Origin of the sequence: Siminovitchia thermophila (genome assembly GCF_016909185.1) — a bacterium.
In the GTDB taxonomy this organism is placed as follows: Bacteria; Bacillota; Bacilli; order Bacillales; family Bacillaceae_C; genus Siminovitchia; species Siminovitchia thermophila.
Genome location: NZ_JAFBFH010000032.1, coordinates 36,942 through 58,711, shown reverse-complemented (window position 1 = coordinate 58,711; position 21,770 = coordinate 36,942). Strand labels below are relative to the sequence as shown.

General features: G+C 41.5%; 23 protein-coding genes. 5 read left to right on the top strand and 18 right to left on the bottom strand.

The genetic code is table 11. From position 1 onward, the window contains the following. Nucleotides 1-393: 393 nt before the first annotated feature. Nucleotides 394-1,695 (top strand): nucleotidyltransferase, encoded by a 1,302-nt coding sequence (locus tag JOC94_RS18180; protein WP_321189665.1) that lies wholly within the window; start codon nt 394-396, stop codon nt 1,693-1,695. On the opposite strand, the gene JOC94_RS18175 is transcribed toward JOC94_RS18180, so the two are convergent. Beyond that, the gene (locus JOC94_RS18175; protein ID WP_077111024.1) at nt 1,673-2,473 is read right to left on the bottom strand and encodes a patatin-like phospholipase family protein; all 801 of its coding nucleotides are present in this window, start codon (nt 2,471-2,473) and stop codon (nt 1,673-1,675) included. The genes JOC94_RS18180 and JOC94_RS18175 overlap by 23 nt on opposite strands. 90 nt (nt 2,474-2,563) lie before the next feature. On the opposite strand from JOC94_RS18175, the gene ylbJ reads away from it, so the two are divergent. Further along, nucleotides 2,564-3,778, top strand: coding sequence for a sporulation integral membrane protein YlbJ (ylbJ, locus tag JOC94_RS18170; RefSeq protein ID WP_077111022.1), 1,215 nt, complete (start codon nt 2,564-2,566; stop codon nt 3,776-3,778). An 8-nt stretch (nt 3,779-3,786) separates the two neighbouring features. Here the strand turns inward: ylbJ and coaD are convergent, their stop codons facing one another. The 10 genes from coaD to JOC94_RS18120 all read right to left on the bottom strand — a co-directional run bounded on the left by coaD (nt 3,787) and on the right by JOC94_RS18120 (nt 10,776). Beyond that, nucleotides 3,787-4,272: a pantetheine-phosphate adenylyltransferase gene (gene coaD, locus JOC94_RS18165; protein ID WP_077111020.1), complete on the bottom strand. Its 486-nt coding sequence runs from the start codon at nt 4,270-4,272 to the stop codon at nt 3,787-3,789. Beyond that, nucleotides 4,269-4,832, bottom strand: a complete 564-nt coding sequence (rsmD, locus tag JOC94_RS18160; RefSeq protein ID WP_077111018.1) for a 16S rRNA (guanine(966)-N(2))-methyltransferase RsmD — start codon at nt 4,830-4,832, stop codon at nt 4,269-4,271. The genes coaD and rsmD overlap by 4 nt, the downstream gene beginning before the upstream one ends. A 283-nt stretch (nt 4,833-5,115) precedes the next feature. After that, nucleotides 5,116-6,483 (bottom strand): stalk domain-containing protein, encoded by a 1,368-nt coding sequence (locus JOC94_RS18155; RefSeq protein ID WP_077111016.1) that lies wholly within the window; start codon nt 6,481-6,483, stop codon nt 5,116-5,118. A 96-nt stretch (nt 6,484-6,579) separates the two neighbouring features. Then, nucleotides 6,580-6,855: a YlbG family protein gene (locus JOC94_RS18150; RefSeq protein WP_077111015.1), complete on the bottom strand. Its 276-nt coding sequence runs from the start codon at nt 6,853-6,855 to the stop codon at nt 6,580-6,582. Between the two features lie 19 nt (nt 6,856-6,874). Next, nucleotides 6,875-7,321 carry a YlbF family regulator gene (locus tag JOC94_RS18145; protein WP_077111013.1) on the bottom strand — a complete coding sequence of 149 codons (447 nt, stop codon included), beginning with the start codon at nt 7,319-7,321 and terminating at the stop codon, nt 6,875-6,877. A 53-nt stretch (nt 7,322-7,374) separates the two neighbouring features. Continuing rightward, nucleotides 7,375-7,758 (bottom strand): hypothetical protein, encoded by a 384-nt coding sequence (locus tag JOC94_RS18140; RefSeq protein WP_139345599.1) that lies wholly within the window; start codon nt 7,756-7,758, stop codon nt 7,375-7,377. A gap of 91 nt (nt 7,759-7,849) precedes the next feature. Beyond that, nucleotides 7,850-8,086 carry a YlbE-like family protein gene (locus JOC94_RS18135; RefSeq protein WP_077111009.1) on the bottom strand — a complete coding sequence of 79 codons (237 nt, stop codon included), beginning with the start codon at nt 8,084-8,086 and terminating at the stop codon, nt 7,850-7,852. A gap of 17 nt (nt 8,087-8,103) precedes the next feature. Continuing rightward, nucleotides 8,104-8,505 carry a YlbD family protein gene (gene ylbD, locus JOC94_RS18130; protein WP_077111006.1) on the bottom strand — a complete coding sequence of 134 codons (402 nt, stop codon included), beginning with the start codon at nt 8,503-8,505 and terminating at the stop codon, nt 8,104-8,106. 80 nt (nt 8,506-8,585) lie between these two features. Then, nucleotides 8,586-9,686, bottom strand: coding sequence for a CAP domain-containing protein (locus tag JOC94_RS18125; protein WP_077111004.1), 1,101 nt, complete (start codon nt 9,684-9,686; stop codon nt 8,586-8,588). Between the two features lie 655 nt (nt 9,687-10,341). After that, on the bottom strand, nt 10,342-10,776 hold the full coding sequence (locus tag JOC94_RS18120) for a CBS domain-containing protein (protein WP_077111002.1): 435 nt from the start codon (nt 10,774-10,776) through the stop codon (nt 10,342-10,344). A 181-nt stretch (nt 10,777-10,957) separates the two neighbouring features. Here JOC94_RS18120 and JOC94_RS18115 point away from each other — a divergent pair, with 181 nt between their 5' ends. Next, nucleotides 10,958-11,317, top strand: a complete 360-nt coding sequence (locus tag JOC94_RS18115) for a YugN family protein (RefSeq protein ID WP_077111000.1) — start codon at nt 10,958-10,960, stop codon at nt 11,315-11,317. Nucleotides 11,318-12,297: 980 nt separating this feature from the next. Continuing rightward, a complete protein-coding gene (gene ytvI / locus JOC94_RS18110) occupies nt 12,298-13,356 on the top strand; it encodes a sporulation integral membrane protein YtvI (RefSeq protein WP_408021932.1) in 1,059 nt (352 codons plus the stop codon). Between the two features lie 349 nt (nt 13,357-13,705). Here the strand turns inward: ytvI and JOC94_RS18105 are convergent, their stop codons facing one another. The 7 genes from JOC94_RS18105 to cyoE form a co-directional block, all read right to left on the bottom strand. After that, nucleotides 13,706-14,167: a DUF420 domain-containing protein gene (locus tag JOC94_RS18105; RefSeq protein WP_077110998.1), complete on the bottom strand. Its 462-nt coding sequence runs from the start codon at nt 14,165-14,167 to the stop codon at nt 13,706-13,708. Between the two features lie 62 nt (nt 14,168-14,229). Then, nucleotides 14,230-15,153, bottom strand: a complete 924-nt coding sequence (gene ctaG / locus JOC94_RS18100) for a cytochrome c oxidase assembly factor CtaG (protein ID WP_077110996.1) — start codon at nt 15,151-15,153, stop codon at nt 14,230-14,232. Between the two features lie 141 nt (nt 15,154-15,294). Then, nucleotides 15,295-15,627 carry a cytochrome c oxidase subunit IVB gene (ctaF, locus tag JOC94_RS18095; protein WP_077110995.1) on the bottom strand — a complete coding sequence of 111 codons (333 nt, stop codon included), beginning with the start codon at nt 15,625-15,627 and terminating at the stop codon, nt 15,295-15,297. Between the two features lie 3 nt (nt 15,628-15,630). Beyond that, entirely contained in the window at nt 15,631-16,260 is a 630-nt protein-coding gene (locus tag JOC94_RS18090; protein ID WP_077110993.1) for a cytochrome c oxidase subunit 3, read from the bottom strand. After that, nucleotides 16,260-18,125: a cytochrome c oxidase subunit I gene (gene ctaD, locus JOC94_RS18085; protein ID WP_077110991.1), complete on the bottom strand. Its 1,866-nt coding sequence runs from the start codon at nt 18,123-18,125 to the stop codon at nt 16,260-16,262. Before ctaD ends, JOC94_RS18090 begins: the two co-directional genes overlap by 1 nt. 29 nt (nt 18,126-18,154) lie before the next feature. Next, complete coding sequence (gene coxB, locus JOC94_RS18080) at nt 18,155-19,234, bottom strand: cytochrome c oxidase subunit II (protein ID WP_077110990.1); 1,080 nt, start codon at nt 19,232-19,234, stop codon at nt 18,155-18,157. 97 nt (nt 19,235-19,331) lie between these two features. Continuing rightward, nucleotides 19,332-20,243 carry a heme o synthase gene (cyoE, locus tag JOC94_RS18075; protein ID WP_077110988.1) on the bottom strand — a complete coding sequence of 304 codons (912 nt, stop codon included), beginning with the start codon at nt 20,241-20,243 and terminating at the stop codon, nt 19,332-19,334. A gap of 537 nt (nt 20,244-20,780) precedes the next feature. On the opposite strand from cyoE, the gene JOC94_RS18070 reads away from it, so the two are divergent. Continuing rightward, nucleotides 20,781-21,749 (top strand): COX15/CtaA family protein, encoded by a 969-nt coding sequence (locus JOC94_RS18070; protein ID WP_205180039.1) that lies wholly within the window; start codon nt 20,781-20,783, stop codon nt 21,747-21,749. The last annotated feature ends 21 nt before the right edge of the window (nt 21,750-21,770 follow it).

Below are 21,770 nucleotides of genomic sequence, written 5' to 3'. Positions count from 1 at the left end.
ACATAATATTCACCTCAAGAATATTATGCGGTTATTGGTCGAAGCTGTACATTATTAAACAATCAACTTTGTACATTCTTAGAGTAGCATTTATACTACTGAATGAAGTTTCACTTTATCCCGCATGTAAGGTGCCGTAAAACTCCCAATTCAAAATCTCGAGTGAATACAAAAGGTCTAAGTGGGAGTAAACGGCACCTAAATGCCCGATTGGTTCAACTAACATTTCTTGGGAAAGGCATACCAAGAAATGAAGTTTCACTTTATCCCGCATGTAAGGTGCCTTAACACTCCCAATTCAAATTCTCGAGTGAATACAAAAGGTCTAAGTGGGAGTAAACGGCACCTAAATGCCCGATTGGTTCAACTAACATTCAGTAGGAGCCCTACTAAATGAAGTTTCACTTTATTTCCCATCAACGGTTGTTTCAAGTAATATATAGTTACGATATTGTAACAGGAGTAGATCTTATGAAAAGTGTTGGCATTATTGCAGAATATAATCCATTTCATAACGGACATCTGTATCATTTACACAAATCAAAGGAAGTGTCTGGAGCGGGTGTGGTCATTTGTGTCATGAGCGGGAATTTTTTGCAAAGGGGAGAACCCGCACTCATTTCAAAATGGTACAGGACACGAATGGCCCTTGAGGCCGGCTCGGATATTGTGGTGGAATTGCCGTATGCATTTGCTGTCCAAAAAGCGGAAATTTTTGCTTTTGGAGCCGTTTATCTGCTAAATGCGTTAAAATGCGACTCTATTTGTTTTGGCAGCGAATCGGGAGAGGTCCAGCCATTTTTTAATACGCTGGATTATTTAAATAAGCATTCCGAAACATATAACGATCACATAAAACGTTATGTAAAACAGGGAGTCAGTTATCCCCGGGCCTTGGCGCTGGCATACGAAGCCGTTAAAGATGGATTGCGCAATGGCGTTGATTTATCCAAACCGAATAACATATTGGGCTACCAATACATACGTGCAGCACATGAGATTAACAGCCATATTCATTTTTTTACAGTAAAAAGAAACAAAGCGGGGCACCATGATCAAACTTTCCATCATGAGAAAATGGCAAGCGCTACATCGATTCGCAAATCATTGAGCGAAAATCCCAACCTTGATCACATTGCCGCTTATGTTCCCGAATCAACACTTTCCGCGCTCGCTTCCTATGTAAACAGATACAAAAAGCTCCATGATTGGGAAGATTATTGGCCTTATCTTCAATACCGCCTGCTCACAATGAGTGATGATGAACTTCAGCAAGTATACGATGCCGAAGAAGGATTGCCTTACCGGCTTAAAAAAACAGCCCAAAATGCAAAGAGCTTCCATTCGTTTATGGAAAGTGCCAAAACAAAAAGATATACATGGACGAGATTGCAACGAATTTGTGTACACATCTTAACAAACACACCGAAAAATATGATGATTCCTGCCGCCAAAAAGCCACAGTATATTCGTTTACTCGGAATGAGTTCCGCCGGAAGAGATTACTTGAACAAACGAAAAAAAGAGTTGGAGCTTCCGCTCATTTCAACTGTTTCCTCTTACCCTGACGAATGGCTGATGTTGGATCGAAAATCTTCTCAAGTATACGCACATGTATTGCCTGATCCTGAAAAAAGCAGCCTGGTCTCCCTTGAATTTGCCCAACCGCCCATCATGATCGGGAATCGTCCATAGTGTGGGGCCACCTTTTCATTGCTTCGTTTATTTCGGGCAATTTTAAAAGGGCGGCCTCTTCCCCTATCTGGATAATCTCTTCGATATTTCTAAAGGACCGCGCATTCACGTGTTCCACCGGTGGTAAAATCATTACATCTGCTTCCATTTCCCGCGCAGCAATGATTTCCATTTGTAAAATATCAATACTTTGCATGATCACATCGTAAATCGTTTGAATATCCGCTCTTGTATTGATTCTTGAAACATCAACACCTATTACAATATTCGCGCCCATTTCTCTTACTGTTGCGATGGGTACCCGGTCAGAAACCCCGCCATCAATCAGGAGCCGCCCTTTGATTTTTTCCGGCACAAAAATCCCGGGAATCGAAATGCTTGCCCTGATTGCTTCTTCGGCCTGCCCCTCCCTAAAAACCACTTTTTCCCCCGTATGCAAATCGGTGGCAATGACCGCTACAGGGATACGTAATTGTTCCAATCGCTTTCCTTGCATAAAAAGCCGAATGAAGTTTTTGAGCCTTTTTCCGGAAATAAACCCCATTTTTGGTATCGTAAAATCCAAATAATGCTTTCGATGGAACGCCTTTGACAGCTTGATTAGCTTGTCAACATCATGTCCGAATGCGTAAAAACAGCCGACGAGCGCCCCCATGCTGCTTCCGGCAATCATATCAATCGGGATGGAATGGTCCGCCAAAGCTTTAATGACCCCCAAATGCGCAAAACCCCTTGCTCCGCCTGATCCAAGCGCCAGGCCGACTGTTGGCTTCTCCATTGTCACACCTCCCTACCTCATTTTATGGTCTAAATGAACAGCCTATGAGTATATTGATTATGTAGGGACGTTGGACAGGGAGGTCATGAATTGAGTTTATCAAAAATAAAAACGATCTTACTCGCCGCAAGCATTTCATGCATGGCTGCTTCCATGATCCTACTGCCGGAAAAATCATTTGAAGCTTCCGTTCGGGGATTAAATATGTGGTGGGAAATTGTCTTTCCATCCCTTTTTCCTTTTTTTGTACTCTCCGAATTACTGATCGGATTCGGAGTCGTTAAATTTGTAGGAATATTACTTGAGCCTTTCATGCGCCCATTATTTAGAGTCCCCGGAGTGGGTGGATTTGCCTGGGCGATGGGGATGGCTTCCGGCTTTCCGGCAGGAGCAAAAATTACTGCCCGACTGCGTCAAGAAGGCCAGTTAACCAGGGGCGAAGCTGAACGGCTCGTATCATTTACAAATTGTTCCAGTCCCCTTTTTATTTTTGGAGCAGTATCGGTTGGCTTCTTTCACAACCCGAAACTGGGGATTATGTTGGCAGCGGCTCATTACTTTAGTAATTTTTGTGTCGGTTTAATCATGAGAGGATACGGTAAAAAAGAAACGAAGCCGAAGCAGTATAAAAGAGCATCCACGCGCCCTATTTTTGCCCAAGCACTGTCTGCATTACATCACACAAGGCTTAAAAATAAAAAGCCAATCGGCAAGCTGGTTGGAGACGCGGTTATCACATCTATCAACACACTGCTCATGATTGGCGGGTTTATCATTCTGTTTTCAGTGCTTAATAAGCTGTTGTTTCATCTTCATATTACATTGTTTCTGGCAAAAATCGCCAAAGTACTATTATTATTTTTCCAACTGCCGACTGACTTGAGCATTCCTTTGATTGCCGGGCTATTTGAAATCACGATCGGAAACCAAATGGCAAGTCAAGCAGTGGATGCAGGCCTGATGTATCAAGTAGTAATGGCCAGCTTTATTTTGGGTTTCAGCGGGTTCAGTGTTCAAGCGCAAGTTGCCAGTATACTGGCGCAAACAGATATTCGCTTTCTGCCGTTTTTCATTGCCCGCATCATGCAAGGGTTTATATCCGGATTGTTTACATTCCTTTTATGGATTCCCTTTGAACAAAGATTTTTAATACACTCATCAGCCATACCGGCATTTTTGCAATTCCAAGTTAATTGGTGGGAAAAAGCATTGGCTTGGCTTAGCCATATCGGACCGATTAGTACAATCCTCCTATTGATCGTTGGAATCGGTTTTTACTTGCACAAGATGAGAACAGCAAATTAAGCATCTTTTCACTTTTGCAAAAACTTTTCTTTCAGCGCTTTTTCAACTTGTGCCGGAACCAAATCCGAGATATTCGCACCGTATTTCGCAACTTCTTTGACGATGCTGGAACTTAAAAAAGAATATTGACTATTTGTCATAACGAAAAACGTTTCGATGTTTTCATCCAGCACCCTGTTCATAGATGTAATTTGCATTTCATATTCAAAGTCGGAAACGGCCCTTAAGCCTCTTACAATAGCGCTTGCACCAACGCCCTTTGCATAATCGACAAGCAGGCCGTTAAAGGAATCGACTTTCACATTATGTATTTCTTTCGTTACTTGCTGCAATAACGCTGTTCTTTCTTCTGTAGAAAATAATGGGCGTTTGGAAGAATTGCTTAAAACAACGACACTTACTTCATCAAATACTTTCGCCGCCCGGCGAATGATATCCAAATGCCCGTTTGTAACGGGATCAAAACTTCCCGGACATACTGCGATTCTCTTCATTCTGATTCCCCCTCTTTCGTATATAACGACAAACCGCTCATCCCATAATCAGTATGTTTTGCTTGTATGAGCTTTCCGACCGATGCGGGAAGCTTTACCTCTGGATCATGTTCACAAATAATAGAGCCCGCTTCTTTTAATAATGAATGTTTATCGATCTCTTCAAGCAATGCGGCAATTTTTTGCTTTTGATATGGAGGATCAATAAAAATGACATCAAACTGCAAGCCTCTCTTTGTGACAGCTTTTAAAGCCCTTCTTGCATCATTTTGATATATCTCGCATTGATCATCAAAACCACATAAAGATATGTTCGTTTTAACCGTTTGCACGGCAAATTTATTGCTATCTATAAAGATGACCCGATCAAGTCCCCGGCTTAACGCTTCCAGACCGAGCCCACCGCTTCCGGCATATAAATCAAGCCCAAGTCCTCCATTAAAATAGGGACCAATCCAGTTAAAAATGGTCTCTTTCATTTTATCAGTCGTCGGTCTCGTTGATGTTCCCGGAACCGCTTTTAACTTTCTACCTTTACAACTGCCAGATATTATCCTCATATTCGTCACCATTCGCTGTTTTCATACTTTTTTATACTAACACAAAAAAAATGGACAAGCTACCTGTAAAAGCTTTTACAAGTAAGAACCTGCAAGCAATTTATGTATAAAACTTTCCCAACAGGCGATAATATGAATAACAACATCGCAGCAGATGTTGTTGCCAACCGCGGAGAAGACTTACGTTTCCCCATAAGTTCTTCCTCCGGTTTCTCCTCTCCCTTTGCCTTCTATCCGCCAAGGCGGAAAATAGAAGGACCCTGCAGAATTTCTGCAGGGTTTTTTATTGCAATTTGATTTTATTGTCTGCTTCAAAAAGCCTGATGCCAAAGACAAGTGAGACCATCTCGGTATGGATATATGTTTCTGATCCCATTAATAGAAAGGGATTGCTTGAAAGACCAAATGGGCGCCCATTTTTATAGAAGATTTTTTTTCCGTAATAAAACTCAAAAGTATCATCTCCCCTTTTCATCACCGCTTGATCTGGCCCCGGCTGTACTGTAAACCCGAGCTGCTCAGCAAGTGGAAAGAAGGAAATGTACGGCTGTTCATTGTGATACAAGATTGATACGTTATCCGCCTGTACCTCATGAATCAAAATCGGCCTTGCATCCACTGCAAAAAATGGGATAAAAGCTTTCGTTTCCTCCTCATTTAATGCAAAAAAATTTGTCTTTCTGCCTGTTTCTTCCCATATATGAGCGTCCAACCGACGTGCTGATATAGCCGTTTTATCAGACAGAACTTTCGACAGCCAACGCTCAACACCCTCTTTTTGCAATTCTCGTTCCAACTCAAGATACATGCTTTGAGCTTTTTTACTGCCGTAAGGACGCTCTAAAAAAGCTGACATGATCACATCGAGCAACCACTCTTGATTCTTTTCCATAGAAATTGTTTTCACAACCATTGCCGGCAAAATGGCTTCTTCATCCGGAACCAGGATCAGGTCGTCAAAATCCTGAAGTTTTTTCGCTTTTTTTGTAACAATTGCCACCAGCTTCCCCTTGCCATTCAAATTACTTAACTTTGAAAAATCCGCCGATACATTGCTTTCCGAATAAACCGTTACATACTGATCCTTATAAAGTTCATGCATCTCATTCGCATTCCAATAAAGAGCCGGACTTTTCTGGTTTGTCTCAAACACATAATAATCGATGGCATTCATTTTTCTCTTGCCTACAGAATCGGCCGCTGCCACCCACTCCCCTTGCCGCCATTTTTCGTCCGTAAGCTGAATTCGGGTGGAATGGCGAGAGACATTTTGAACTTCAAACAGCCAGTTGTCCAGCACAAAATGACTCGGGCTTTTAGAGGATGGAAGCCGGTATGTAAAAGAAATCGTTTCTTCTTCACCAATAGCGATTTTTGTATTTTCCTGATCCAGCCAAATACACGATTGATGGCGGCTGCTTGTACAAGAAAAAGAATCCAGATTTGTGGGCTTGCGCATTTCATAGCTGCCTTCAGGAATATGTTTGATTGATTGCTCTATTTGAAAGTGATCCTGCATATGCCGGACCACCACGTTTTGTTCGACTTTTTCTCCCCCGGAAAACGTTGAAATGGGCTTCCATTGAAAAAAAAGCAGGCCACATATGGAAAGGATCAGTATGAAAACAGTCGGCCAGACAAGTTTAGACATCGCGTCAAATCTCCCCGTCACAAGAAATACTTATTAGTCCATCTTGTATATTTCTCTCTATTTTAAAAGACGGCCTTTTACCGGGCCGCCTTTTTATTAAAGACCAATTCGATAATCATATTCTTTTGCTTTATCCGGTTTGGCATTTTCAAACTCTGTCTTTAAGTATGGCTTGTATGATGGCTCCACTTTCTTTACAAACTGAAACTGCCGCAACTTGTCCGAAATAAGTTCCAAATCTTCCTGGTTGCAATAAAGAACGGCATACTTCATTCTCTTGGAGACATAATGTATATTCCCAAATCGTTTTAACGCCTTTATATTTTTCGTATGGGTCAGCCATACAATTAATCCTTGCTTCTTTATAAACATTTATGATCCCCTTTAGCTCTTAGGCAGAACAGCCGCAGCCGCCGCCAGTACCGCAACCACCGCCGCAAGCAGCACCTGTTTCAAAAAAAGGATTGCCCGTTGCCACCTTGATATTGGCGGAGACTGCTTTTCCAATTAACATGCTTATTTCATCCAAAATAGATTGGATTTCATTTTCCGCTTTCCGGAAATTAGCCACATTTTCATCCAAATCCATATCTCTTTTTAATTCGCGAACCTTTCTCATTACCTGTTTATAATCGGGATGATAACGTCCAAAGCGTTGAACATCTTCGTACACTTCTTTCATTTTCACGAAAGCCTCTATCTTTGCTTTCGTCCTTCCATCTTGATGCAATTTATGATAATAAAACCGGTACTTATCGGCGATGTCAGTGGCATTGATCATGTTCCCAAGCATCTCGGCTGTTTCAATAATTTTGACTCTTTCAAGTGTTGCAAGCAAACGGTCCACCTCCACACTCATTTTACCATGTTTTTATTTGCTATGCGACTGCGTTATTGAATTGTCACCGAAAACTGCTCGCTTAAGCCGACAGGTTCATCATGGTCATTTACAATTTCTATTTTAATGTCATGTACACCTTTGGGCAAATCTTTGACGATAAAAGCAGCCGATTCGTGTTCGCTGTGAAATGTTCCGTTCATGTATAATCGAGCTTTCCCCTTATTTTTTGCCTCCGACTGATTGGAAAATGAAATGGACGGTGCAAAACATTCGATCATGAGTGTATTCCCTTTTAAAATTCGATGAACCGTGAAGGTTTTTTGCTTTGTGCTTTCCTCCGAAGCCCTTGCATTCATTGATTCCGGCTCAGGCAATTTTTGGGCACAGCCGCTGGCAAGCAAAAATACAATGAAACAAATCGCCAATATTTTCAATGTCATCACTCCTTGACCATAGCTTTTCTCCAAACAAGAGGCTTCATGCAAAAAAATAAAGAACACATGGACTTTCATTCACATGTGTTCTTTACTTAGTATTCATTGCTTGGAGCATGCCCATAAACATGTTTGCCATTTGCACTCCCTGTGAAAATTTTTCCACTTGATGAGGAATCGTTTTTTTAAAATAATGGAGGGAGGCGATTTCAAATTGCTCCAATTGTTTTGGATCTCTGGACAATGTTCGATACCATCGAGGCTGTTCCCGGATAAATTGTTTTAATTCATGATTTGCATAAATATATTGCAAAACATCGGCTCTCATCCGTTCTCCTCCTTGCGTCAGTCTTTTCTAAAAGCAAATGGATCGCGGGGTGCCTCTTGTGCCGGGTCGTTTTGTTGCTGGCTACTTCCTTGAAATTGAGAGAGCAGGCCTTGGATCGCACCTATCGCTTGGCTTAGGTTATCAATATGATATTGCATTTGATTGGCATCCATTTTTTTCAAAAGACCGGAAAATTGAGTAAACCATTTTTTTACATCATCCTTGGTTTCGGTTGCTTCAGCCGTTTTTCCATTTTTATATTTTTCCCATTTGGGGTCATCCCCACCGAGCAAGTACCACTCCTCATATAGCTCCTGCCATGTACTTTCCTCTGCTCTTACCAGTTTGACAAGGTTCGGATGCTCTCTTACAAATTGCTTAAATTGTTCGACTGACGGGTGAAGTTTTTTCCTTGTCATCCCTCAATCACCTCAAATGACTCGATTATCCGTCACTTCATGTATATGTTTGATCATATATAATGCCACTGGGTTCCCTTTTATTTTTTACGCACAAAGTTTTGGGTATAATTTTTTTGATAAACACCCACCCCGATATGCGTAACATCCTTATCCAAAAGCGGCTTTCTATGATTCTCCGAATTCAGCCACCCTTCAAATGCTGCCGGTCCGTCAATATAATCTGCGGCAATATTCTCTGCTGCTGATTGAAACTCAACCTTTCCTTCGTTCAACCGCTTTTCCAAGTCGCCGTATTTGGGCGACTCATGGTCAAAATAATCGTTTAAATTCATATCTTTACTATGGCCATAAGCAACGCTTGAAATCTCTTCATCCCACGTTAATGTGTCCAGTCCAAACCTCTTTCGAAAAATATTCGTTATATCGTATATTTGGCGCTCGCTTCCCCTTTCAATTGCTGCCCATTCCTCGTCATCAGGTTCTTCGCTCTGGGGCCCATCTCCTCTGTAAACAAGCTCGTACGACCTTTGGGCAACGAGTGTGTCCTGATCAAGAAAGCGGACACTAAACAGCTTGCCGGTAAACTTATCAACGGACAGTTGGGCGAAAATATCCCCTAGCTGAATAAGCGGCCTCATATTTAAGTCTTCTTCTGAAAGCTCAAGCCGATAAGTTCCATTTTCAGAAGTGACCACAATCTCTGTTTCCAGCATTGTCGTACGGTAAATATCTTCGACCGGCTGGCCTATTTTGTAAGGGGAAACATCTAATTGATCACCTAAAACGTATAATGTAACAATAATGCCATCTCGGACTCCCACTTGCATATATTTATGGGCCTGATCATTGTACACCCACCATTCATAATCATAGGCGGAAGGTTCTTTCCTGTCTGGTTTACCGTGAACTTCCAGCAATTGATTGGCGGGCTTTCCAATATAGGAACCCAATCCGCTTTCAGGCTGAGTTTCAGAACCCGGAATATTTTGATCGGGAATGTTTTCTTCATTATCTTTGGAAGGAAGCATATACGAATTATCTTTTAAGGGGCCTGTTTGTTCGGGAGAATATATATAAAAGCTGATAAACAAGAAGAAGCCAGCCAAAATAAATATTCTGAATAACGTACGCAGCTTTTCTCCTCCTTCCCGAATACTCTTTTCATGATTCGTTTTCATTATACCACTTCCTACTGCATGTACAATAAACTACAGCAAGAAAAACCCTGAAATTCAGGGTTTTTGAAAAGGAAAGTATACATGAATGATAAGTATTCGTCAGAATGAGTAAAGCGTGTCCTTAATGTGCGGGCCAAACTGCTCTAATTGAGACGAAGACAGCACCGATGAAGCCTGCGAAATATAGAGCACTCGTCCAGCCAATGATGAGACTTGTCACGCCGACTAATGACTGTTGACGTATAGGTCGCTAGTAAGCCGATTGAGGCAGGACTGCGTCGATTGAAGCCCGTTGACCTAAATAGGCCGCTAGTTCAGCCGAAAGACGGGCCTGCGGCGATTGAGACCCCAATGAACAGGACAGGCTTCAAGCAACCGATGAGGCAGGACGCGCCAGTTAAAGCGGCGACAAAACATGGATAATCATCCCTCCAAGAGAAAGCGCAAGCTTTTTGGAGCATGACTGACTAAGCAACATCACTTAATGTCCCTGCTGCCTAGCTGGGCTGATTGGGAAAGCAATAGAAAGCTTCATACAATTTTTAGAGATATTTTCCTTGAATCGAGCAAGATGAGTAGCAACATCCATTCCCTTTCAGCTTGTCGATAGCAGTTCGCTTGCGTTTTTCTGTAAGCATCTTCGATTTTGATGAAATCAATGAATGGATTGTTCATCGTCCGGTTCGGATATTTCGGATAAAGCTGTTTTTGCTTGATTATCGGTCAAGTCGCGAACGGCCAGGTCACCGAGAGCAACGATTCCGACAAGCTCACCATTTTCAACAACAGGGAGTCTGCGAATTTGTTCTTTTGCCATTAGTCTCGCCGCTTCCTGCGTAGTCGTATCAGGTGTCACAGTAAATAAGTTCTCACTCATAATTTCTTCAACTTTAGAAGAAGGAGGATTTTTCTCAGCGATGCACCTAAGTACAATGTCACGATCCGTAATAATGCCTACAAGTCTTTTTCCTTCCACAATCGGGATTACACCAACATCCCATTCTTTCATTTTTACCGCAACTTCGTAAATATTATCTTTTAATGAACATGTCTCAACTTCATCCGTCATAATATCCCGGATAAGCGTCATGATGATACCTCCTCCTGAATCATTTTTTCATTACACTTTCATATGTTCACCAACAGTCCGCAAATTATACACAATTGTTACATATTAGAGAGAGCCTTTGTTGCAACTGAGCACTTTTTGGACTATTATAAAACATGGGGAATTACTCATTCGGCCTGATTATTTAGGAGGGATTGAAGATATGAAGTTTGAAGATACTGGTATTGAATCGATAAAAATTGATTTTAACCGTCTGGACGAAGTAATGAGCAAGCACAGAATGATTCTTGCGGGACAATGGGATTATGAACGGGCTACATATGATCATAAGTTCCAAATCAAAGAAGGTACATACTACTTACGCATCCCCGGCTATGCCGTTGAGGGAGATGTCGGTAGCCGCAAAGCAGTTATTCAATTGATGACGCCACTTCTTGGCAAACATTATTATCCTCATGGAGTAGAGTACGGGGACGATGAAGTATTTCCAAACCATCTTGTCAAGCAATGCAAGCAAATGCTTGATAACATCAAAAAAGATTTGGATATGTTTGCTGAGTAGGAGCTGGGACATAAGCAAATGCGAAATAGCAAAAACCGAACAATTCATTTATAATTGTTCGGTTTATTTGTGTAAAAAAATCCCTATCATCGCTACGTCAACATATTTCGCTTTCCGCAGGTCTCTTCAGCTTCCTCGGAAAGCAAAGGTCGCTTTCCTGCGGGATCTTCAGCTCGAGCCATTCCCGCAGGAGTCTACCTATTTTGACTACGGTAAAAGCTTGCGTATTATACACTAGGACAATTTATCCCGCATGTAAGGTGCCCGATTCGTTCAACTAACATTCAGTAGGAGAGGGAAGAAAATCCCTACTGAATGAAGTTTCACTTTATCCCGCATGTAAGATGCCGTAAAGACTCATACTTCAAAATCTTGAGTGAATACAAAAGGTCCAAGTGGGAGAAAACGGCACCTAAATGCCCGATTGGTTCAACTAACATTCAGTAGGAGAGGGAAGAAAATCCCTACTGAATTGTTTCAATTTGTTGTTTGTTTTTTAATCAGCTGATTTAGTTGTGTCCCAGACTATTTGTGCGTTAAGATGCCACACATGTATACGGGAAATGAAGTTGGCCACATTCATCCCGCCAAACAGGACACCCATGTAAGAAGTAGTAGTCAAGAAGGCTTCACAAAGCTTTGAAACAGCCTGCCGCCAAAAAGGACTCCTCATGCGGCAAAACGAAGAGCAAGCAATCATATCTTGGATGTGGCGATTTTAGGTGCTTAATAAAAAAAGGATTTATTTGGAAATAATTAAGCTCGCAACATTTGTTCAGAGGGGGTTTATTCCTGCGCTAAGCTTCAATATATATTCAAAAGTTTGATGAAAGCGAGCAACAAGTCCCCTTCGCCACTTGGCAAACCCGATTGCCTGAGACTACGGTCCTGCACTTTTTTTGTTTTTGCCTGCATATTACTACCGAAAAGGCTGTGGACATTATATAATAAATTAAAATCATGAGAAAAGGAGAAGTATTTTGCGTGGAATGTTAAAAAGAAAATACGTGATTCTTGCTGCCGCCATGGTGATTCTTGGTTTGGCCGCGTTTTATATCCTTCCAGTATCTGTCCCACTGATCGCCGCATTGATTACTGCACTTTTGTTGGAGCCGCTCGTAAGAATGCTGCAATCAAAGTTTAAAATGAAAAGACATTATAACGTCATGATCGTTTTTACAGTATTTACACTTGTTATGGGGATTGGCATTTATTTCACAACAACGAAAGTCATCAGCCAAGGCGTTAAGCTTGTGGAAGATCTGCCGGAGTACGTGAACAATGTTTCGAGAATATGGTACCAATATGAAGAACAATTTAAAAACACCGCCCAAGCGCTACCAAAAGAAATGGTTCATGCCGTCACCCACGAAATAAACACTTTTTTGAACACGATTGTAACGAGCGTCATCAATTATATCAATATAGAAAATATCAGTAGTGCGTTATCATACATACCGAACTTTTTAGTAAGCTTTCTCGTATACTTGATCGCATTATTTCTGTTTATGTTGGATTTACCTAAAATACGAAATAGAATTTACCGTCATTTAACCGATCAAACTTCAGAAAAAGTAAATTTCATGACGAAAAGGATCTCAACGGTTGTTTTTGGTTTTTGCAAAGCGCAGTTTTTAGTCAGTTTGTTGATTCTGGGTGTTTCATTAATTGGCCTCTTAATCATTTCTCCCAAAACAGCCATTATTATGTCTATCATTATTTGGATCATTGATTTAATACCCATTATCGGTTCAATCGTCATACTGGCTCCATGGTCACTATATCACCTGTTAACAGGAAACGTCATTCTTGGTACACAACTGGCGGTTCTTGCAACCGTTTTGCTTATTATTAGACGAACAGTGGAACCAAAAGTGATGGGAACCCATATCGGTTTGTCGCCACTTGCAACCTTAATTGCCATGTATCTCGGTTTAAAGTTATTTGGCTTTCTTGGGTTTTTCATTGGACCGATGCTGCTCATCGTTTTCAAAACAGCACGAGAGGCCGAGATTATCAAATTAAACTTCAAAATATAAGATCTATTGCTTCAATAGATTTTGGAGGAATAACCCAACCAAGGCGCTCATGTTAACTATCGTAGACAATGCTGCAGAACTCCAGGCAGGCTTCATGCGGCTTTTCTACGATTCATAAAATGGCGAGCCTGCTCGTTAATAAATACTCGCCGCCTATTTGAAGTGATATTCTGGTTTCCTTGGAGCGATGAGCTCCTTGAATATGTCTTGATTCCATCACCCTATAACCATTCTTGCATTTACCGCACAAGTTAAATCGTTTTTGCGCTCGCCCTTCTAGCAAAAGCGAAGATAGCCCATCTTTTATTTAAAAAAACATGCCAGGAATCCTCCTGGCATGTTTTTATGTTTAATTTCCCAATATTGCTTTGATAAGAGAAGTCGTTTCCCCACCCTCATATATCACATACAACAGTAAATAGACTATAACACCTGTTATTCCGGTTGCAAGCCATACAACACTTGAAAACGGCCCAATCTTACGATGAACATGCAGCCTGTCTTTAAAGCCGGTCCACAGAGAGATAATGCCAAGGACAGCACCTACAGTTGCCAAGGTAATATGAAAGAATAAGAAAACTGTGTAAAACAACTTTACTTCATCCGGACCCCCGAATGAAGTATTTCCTATAAATACTGTCCTTGATGAATAAATAGCAAAAAAGATTACGGCAAATACAGCTGCTGCTGTCATCATTTTTTGATGGGTTTCTAGTTCTCTTCTCTTGACTTTGGACCAGCCAATTGCTACTAGAACAGCACTTATAACGATACACACCGTACTGATTGTCGGTAACATTGGAACAGACATTATGCGATACCCTTCCTTATTTGTATATTGAATTGCTCCAGTACTTCCCGTCTTTATTTTAGTTAATCTGCGTGGCGGGGTTCCTGCTGAACAAGCGTTCCTGTTTCATCCACAGGTTCCGAATCAACTTGCTCTTTTTTATACCAATCAAAGAATACTTTTGCCAAGATGGTGGCGAGTACAATTTCCTGGATGATTTTCATTAATACGCCGCCTAATTGTTGGTCTTCCTTTGCTGGCATGTTTGTGAATAATTCTGGGCCACTGATGGTCAGCCCTTCCAAAGTTGACCCGGGCACACAGAGGGCCATCGACTTTAGCCATAATTCCCCATCAGTATAGGTCGCATACATTGCTTCGGGAGCAAATATAATGAGTCCGCATGCCGGTGTAAGGAGAACAGCATCCCCCAATATATAACCGATCTTTTTCAAGCCATGAAGTTGATTCTGCCCCGGCAGAGTATTGACTAAAGGCCACCACAGAAAAATGGCAAACACAAATAACATCACCGTATACGAAGCATGCAAAATGATATTCATTTTTACGAAATCCATTACAAGTGGAATATGATAAATCGAAAATAGCCCATTAAATCCAACTAGAGCGATAAGGGGCCTTGTAAAAAAACGGAACATTGAACGAATCACTGGCAGTTCAATCACTTTTTCCCAAATCCAGTTCGGCACCCCCGCAATGAAAAGCGGTGGTATGACAAGGTAAAGAAATGCCATTTGCACCATATGAAAAGAAAACATGATATGCGCCATTAAGTCCACGGGAGAGCCCTTAATCACATAAAGGAGAACCATGCTTATGACAAAAATGATGCCTTCTTTTTTTTTCAGTGGTTCACTGTTGGCAAATTGGTCACGTTTCTTAACCGTCAAATAGAAAAAGGCGGCGATCAACAACAAAACAAAGATCAAAAAATACGGGCTCCAAAGAGCTCGAAATCCAAATATACTTAAAGCGCTAAAAGGCATTCGCCTTCACCTCTTTTGTAGAATACGTTTCCTTCTACTTTTCATTATACGTTTACCTACTTTCCGGTTCAATGATGGCGATTGACAAGTTCATGACAAAACAAATGAAAAGCCAGCCGAAAGTTTCGACTGGCTCTCCTATTACCACCATACAATCGTGACGAAGCCCAAAATGGTTACAAAACCAATAATGACTCCCCCATATATAAATAATTGAACCGCTTCATGTCCTTTTTCATTCATATGCATGAAATAATACAATTGGAAAATAACTTGCACCAATGCGAGCAAAAGAATGAACGGGATGACAAACCATTTGTCAAACCCTGCTGCCACTGCCCCAAATGCCACCAATGTCAGAAAAATTGAAATGGCAAAAGAAATTACTTGATGGCGCATGGCTTCCTTGTTTCTTTTTTTGCGGTACTCATAATCAACGCGTGCATTTCCTGAATTCATGTATTGATCTTCCATACGTTATCCCACCATTCCCATTAAATAAACGACAGTGAAGATAAATACCCAGACTACGTCAATAAAGTGCCAGTAAATACTTGCCAGGTAAAACTTTGGCGCATTATAAAGGCTGAGTCCACGTTTTCTGTTTCTGATCAGCAATGCTGCAATCCAGCCAAGTCCAAACACTACGTGTCCTCCGTGGAATCCAACAAGTGTATAGAAAGCCGAGCTGAAAGCACTGCTTGTGAAACCAAATCCTAACTCTGTCGTATAATGCCAAAACTCATAAATTTCTAAAGCAAAGAATCCTAAGCCCAATAAAAGCGTGATGATAAACCATAACTGCATCTTTTTATAATTAAAGTTCCGCAAATGGTAAATGGCATACACACTTGTTACCGAACTAGTGAGTAACAGCATCGTCATGGCAAATGCAAGCGGTAAACCGAAGACTTCGGACGAGGTCAAGCCTCCGCTGGCTGGGACCTTATCCTTCAGTGCCAAATATGTGGCGAAAAAGGACGCAAATAATACGGTTTCGCCCCCAAGAAAGAACCAGAGGCCCAAAAACTTATTTTTACCCTCCAGAGTGGCCCGTTCAGGCAACTCGGGCCATGTTTCTGGAGTAAATTGCTGTTCAACATGCATTATGCCTTAACCCCCTTCTCATCTTCCAACAACTCGGCTTTCGGAATATGATAGCCATGATCATCTTTCAGGGAGCGCACAAGCATGGATCCAAAGGCGATAGCCAAACCAATGATTAATACTGGTATTCCCCAAGCATGTTCCTGATTGTAAATGGCTCCAAAGGAAGCAACGAAGAAACCTAAAGAGATCATAAATGGAATAAATGAACCATTTGGCATATGAATGTCTCCTACAGGCTCTGCTGGAGTCATTTCTGTTTTTCCATCCATTTTCTCAAGCCAGTAAGCATCAAGTCCGCGAACGAGCGGGAGTTGTTTAAAGTTATAAAATGGCGGTGGTGAAGGAATTGCCCATTCGATAGAACGGCCGTCACCCCAAGGGTCATTTGCAACAGATTCATTTTTAATAGCAGTGATCACAACGTTAATGAGTAAAACCACAACGGCTACACCCATTGTCAAAGCTCCGATAGAACTAATCATGTTTCCAGTCTCTAATCCTTGTCCGTCAAGGAATGTAAAGACTCTTCGCGGCATCCCCATTAGACCAAGGAAATGCTGGATGAAGAATGTTAGATGGAACCCGATGACAAATAAGATACATGTGATTTTCCCTAAAGTCTCATTTAACATGTGTCCAAAAAGCTTTGGCCAGTAAAAATGAACGGCAGCAAAAATACCGAATACGACTCCACCAACAATGACATAGTGGAAGTGGGCCACGATAAAGTAGGTGTCATGGTATTGGTAGTCGGCTGGAGCTGCAGCCTGCATGATTCCAGTCACTCCACCCATTACGAATGAAGGAATGAACGCTGCCGCCCATAGCATTGGTGTTGTAAATTTAATGCTTCCGCCCCACATTGTTAATAGCCAGTTAAAGATTTTAATACCTGTCGGAACCGCAATTGCCATCGTCGCAACAGCAAAGATTGCATTGGCGATATTACCTAATCCAACTGTAAACATATGGTGAGCCCACACCATGAAGCCAAGGAATCCGATTAGAACGGTAGCGAATACCATTGACGAATATCCAAATAATCTTTTTCTTGAAAAGGTCGAGATCACTTCCGAGAAAATCCCGAAAGCAGGCAAAATCAAGATATATACTTCCGGATGTCCAAAGATCCAGAAGAAGTGTTCCCAAATAATCGTGTTCCCTCCGGCAGCTACATTAAAGAATTGAGAGCCAAACAGTCTGTCAAATGTAAGCAAGAACAATGCAACTGTCAGCGGCGGGAATGCAAACAAAATAAGTGCTGAAGTGATAAATGTTGTCCATGTGAACATTGGCATTCTCATGTAAGTCATTCCTGGCGCACGCATGTTGATAATCGTGACCAAGAAGTTAATTCCCCCCATGAGTGTTCCAAACCCGGAAATTTGAATTCCGGTAGCATAGAAATCTGTACCATGGGTTGCGGAGTTCATCGCAAGTGATGCATAAGAAGTCCAACCAGCTTCTGGTGCGCCTCCTAAAAACCAAGAGACGTTGACCAATAATCCTCCAAAAATGAACAGCCATAGTCCAAGAGCATTCAAAAACGGGAATGCCACGTCCCGCGCCCCAATTTGGAGAGGCATAATGGCGTTCATAAATCCAATCAAGATCGGCATGGCGGCAAAGAAGATCATCGTTGTCCCATGCATGGTCATCATTTCATTAAACGTTCCAGCACTTACAAAGTCATTGTTGGGAACTGCGAGCTGGATACGTATAATCATGGCTTCGATTCCGCCAAGGAGGAAGAAGAAAAATCCTGCGCCAAAATATAAGATACCAACTTTTTTATGGTCGACAGTCGTTAAATAATCCCATAAAACGGCACCGAAACCTCTTTTTTGAGCAATAGTACTCACAGAGATAAACCTCCCTTATTTTAAAGTCGTCATTCTTGAACCTTTAATTCCATTAAATAGGCAGCCAAAGCATCCAATTCTTCATCAGATAATGCTGGATAAGTGCCCGTCATTTTATTGCCCGGTTTCACTTTCTCAGGATCCTTCAGCCATTCCTTCAAGTTTTCCTCGTTATGGTCAAGGATACCGGCAATTCTTTCGCGCTCAGCAAACCCGGCCAAATTTGGTGCTGTTCTCGCTTGAGCCGGTGCTTCGTTGCTCGGGGAGATAGCATGGCATGTGATACAGCTTTGTTGAAAAATTTCTTCTCCCTGTTGCGCAAGTTCTGTAGTTGGAGCAGGTTCTTTGGCGTCTTGCATATCTGCCACCCATTTTTCAAAATCTTGCTGAGGCAACGCTTTTACCTTGAAGTCCATTAATGCGTGGGAAGGACCGCATAGCTCGGCACACTTGCCGTAAAAGACATTTTCTGCTTTTTCCGCTTTTTTGCCGTCAACAATCAACCAAAACTTGTTTTCGTTTTCAGGGTTTGTATCCAGCTTTCCTCCCAGTGGCGGAATCCAAAACGAGTGTTTTACATCTGCGGCTTTTACTTTGAAATAAACTTTCTCGTCAGTCGGAATCACCAAGTCCTGGCTTGTTACGATGCCAAGATCAGGATATTCAAATTCCCACCAGTACAAATGGGCACGCACATTGACAACCAATGCCTCCCTGTTTCCATCCTCATCCTTCTTGTTAATTGCGGATACATCGCCTTGGCTAAATGTAATGGCAACCGTAGGAACGGCGAGAATCAGCAACAAGACAATTGGAATAACAGTCCAGACGATTTCCAATGTATGACTGCCTTCAACCTGTTTAGGGATTTTATTTTCTTCCCCTTTCCGGCGACGGAAACGAATAATGGCAAAAGTAAAAATGATTACTACAACGACGATTACCAATGTCATGATCCCCAAACTTAACAGAATGAGATCATATTGTTGCTTGGCAATTTTACCCGCTGGTACCAGTGCGGATACAAAAGGCTCGCCGCAGCCTGAAAGAACGAGCGCCAACATCGCAAACACCGATAAAAGGCGCCACTTATGCAGCCATTGTTTCATAATTCTACTAACCCCTCTTTCGTTAAAAAATCATAATGTCAACCAATGACCGGGTCTTTTATATATGGATTTCTTACATAAGAAAGAATTCCCCAAGTTATATAACTGTAAATATGACCATGGCCGTAAAAAGAATGGTCAAATAATTTAAGGAATAGACAAACATGAACGTTGCCCATTTTATATTATTTTTCATTTTATATCCAGCAATACCCAAAATGAGCCATCCGACATTTAAAATAGTCGCAAATATCACGAATGGAGTGCCCAAAGAAGACATAAAAAACGGTAATGGGAGCAACAAGGCCACCCACATAATAATGCTTCTCTTTGTAGCAGCAAATCCTTTTACAACAGGCAACATCGGAATATTTGCCGCCCGGTATTCTTCCACTCTTCTCATTGCCAACGCATAAAAATGCGGCGGCTGCCAAATGAACATGAGGAGAAAAAGCATCCAGGCCATGGCCGGCAAGCTCGGATCCACTGCCGCCCAACCAATTAAGGGCGGGACCGCACCGGAAATGCTTCCGATCACAGTGTTGCTTACATACCGCCTCTTTGACCACATGCTATAGAGAACCACGTAACTGAAGACCCCTACTATACTAATAAGACCTGCTGTCATATTTGTCATAAAAACCATGAACAGGCCAGCAGCGATAAAAATAAAGCCAATCGCCAACACTTTGCCTCCGCTGATTCTTCCTGTAACTGTAGGCCTGTCTTTCGTTCTTTCCATAATCGGGTCAATGTCACGATCAATATAATTATTGAGTGCACATGAACCGGCTATAATAAGGGATGTGCCAAGCAATGTTAAAAAGACAATGTCAAGTGACTGCAAAAAGTGTTTTTCAGTCATGATGATTGCTATCCATAGTCCAGTAAATGTGGTGATCAAGTTCGAGTTGACAATACCAATTTTGATCAATGACAGGAAGTCTTTCCAGGCAGTAGCAGGAGGGATGGCTTCTTCCACCGCTGATGCAAGCCGACTGTTATCCATTATTCTTCCACCTCTCTCCCTTTATAAACTTGATTGCTTTACCCTTACTATAGTCCAAAATGATGCAATTTTCCCTTATTATGTTCATTTTTCAGTATTTGTTCACTTATTTTCCTGTTTTTTCAATATGTTATGTAGGTATGCTGGTGCACTTTGTATTGTACCATAATGCATCCGAAAATCCGAACTATCAGGTTTAAAGCATTTTTTCCCTCAGGCCATTGCTACTTTCCATTTTATATTTAAGCATATTATGCAACCATTTATATATTGCTTTCGCCACAATCTTTGTCAAAAGTGTGTCGGCCATTTTGTCAAAAGTGTGTCGGCAGCAATCTTTTTTGATCAGTTTATGGAGCATACTATATATCATTTCTAGCAAAAAAACCCTGTAATTTCAAGTTTTTCAATAGTGAAAGCGATGTTAACAAATTTGTCGGTTGTTTTTTGGAGCATGATTAGGTACTATCGTTATTGAAATTATTGTTGCTGAACGTTCCATGAAAATAAAATCTCTTATAGTAAGTAGGTGAAAATTTGCACCGGAAATTAAAATGGTTCGCCGTTCTCTCGACGGTGGTCATGGTCTTCGTCTTGCTCGGGGGAGCTTTAGTGACAAAGACAGGTTCTTCACTCGGCTGTGGAAGATCATGGCCCCTTTGCAATGGCGAACTGATTCCATCAAATATCAATGCAGAACTGATCATTGAACTGGCCCACCGGGTTGTTTCCGGATCTGCAGCCATTATGGTTGTTATTCTTTCCATCTGGGCTTGGAAAGCGATCGGAGACAAAAGAGAAACGAAGCCGCTCGCGGTCCTTTCTGTCTTTTTTCTTATTTTACAAGCATTAATCGGTGCGGCTGCAGTTGTATGGGGGCAATCAAAATTTGTTTTAGCGCTTCATTTCGGTATTTCCCTTATTTCTTTTGCTTCTGTCTTTTTATTGACACTGTTGATTTTTGAAGTGGATAAAAAGTTCGATACAACGAAATTGCAAATAGATAAAAGGATGAAATATCATACGGTCGGTGTCACCATATACAGTTATATTGTCGTTTATACAGGCGCGCTCGTCCGCCATACCGACGCAAGCCTTATTTGCAGTGATTGGCCTTTATGTTCGAACGGGTCTCTACTGGCGCTTCCATCCAATATGTATGAGTGGATTCAAATGGGCCACCGCGTAATGGCCGGACTCATTTTTATTTGGATTGGTTATATCACATGGATGGCCGTAAAGCATTATAAAAATCAAAGAGTCGTGTATATGGGGTGGATTGTAGCCTTCATTCTGGTTACCTTGCAAGTAGCGGCTGGTGCTGTCGTTGTGTTAACGGAATTGAATATTTACGTTGCCCTTGCGCATGCCCTCTTTATTACCTGCCTCTTTGGTTTACTTAGTTATTTTATTATGTTATTTTCAAGACCAGGCGTGGAATATGCACCTGTACAAGAAACAACGCCGGGTGAACTGAAATCATCTAAAATGATTACGCAGCAATGAAAAAACTTGCACATGATGTTC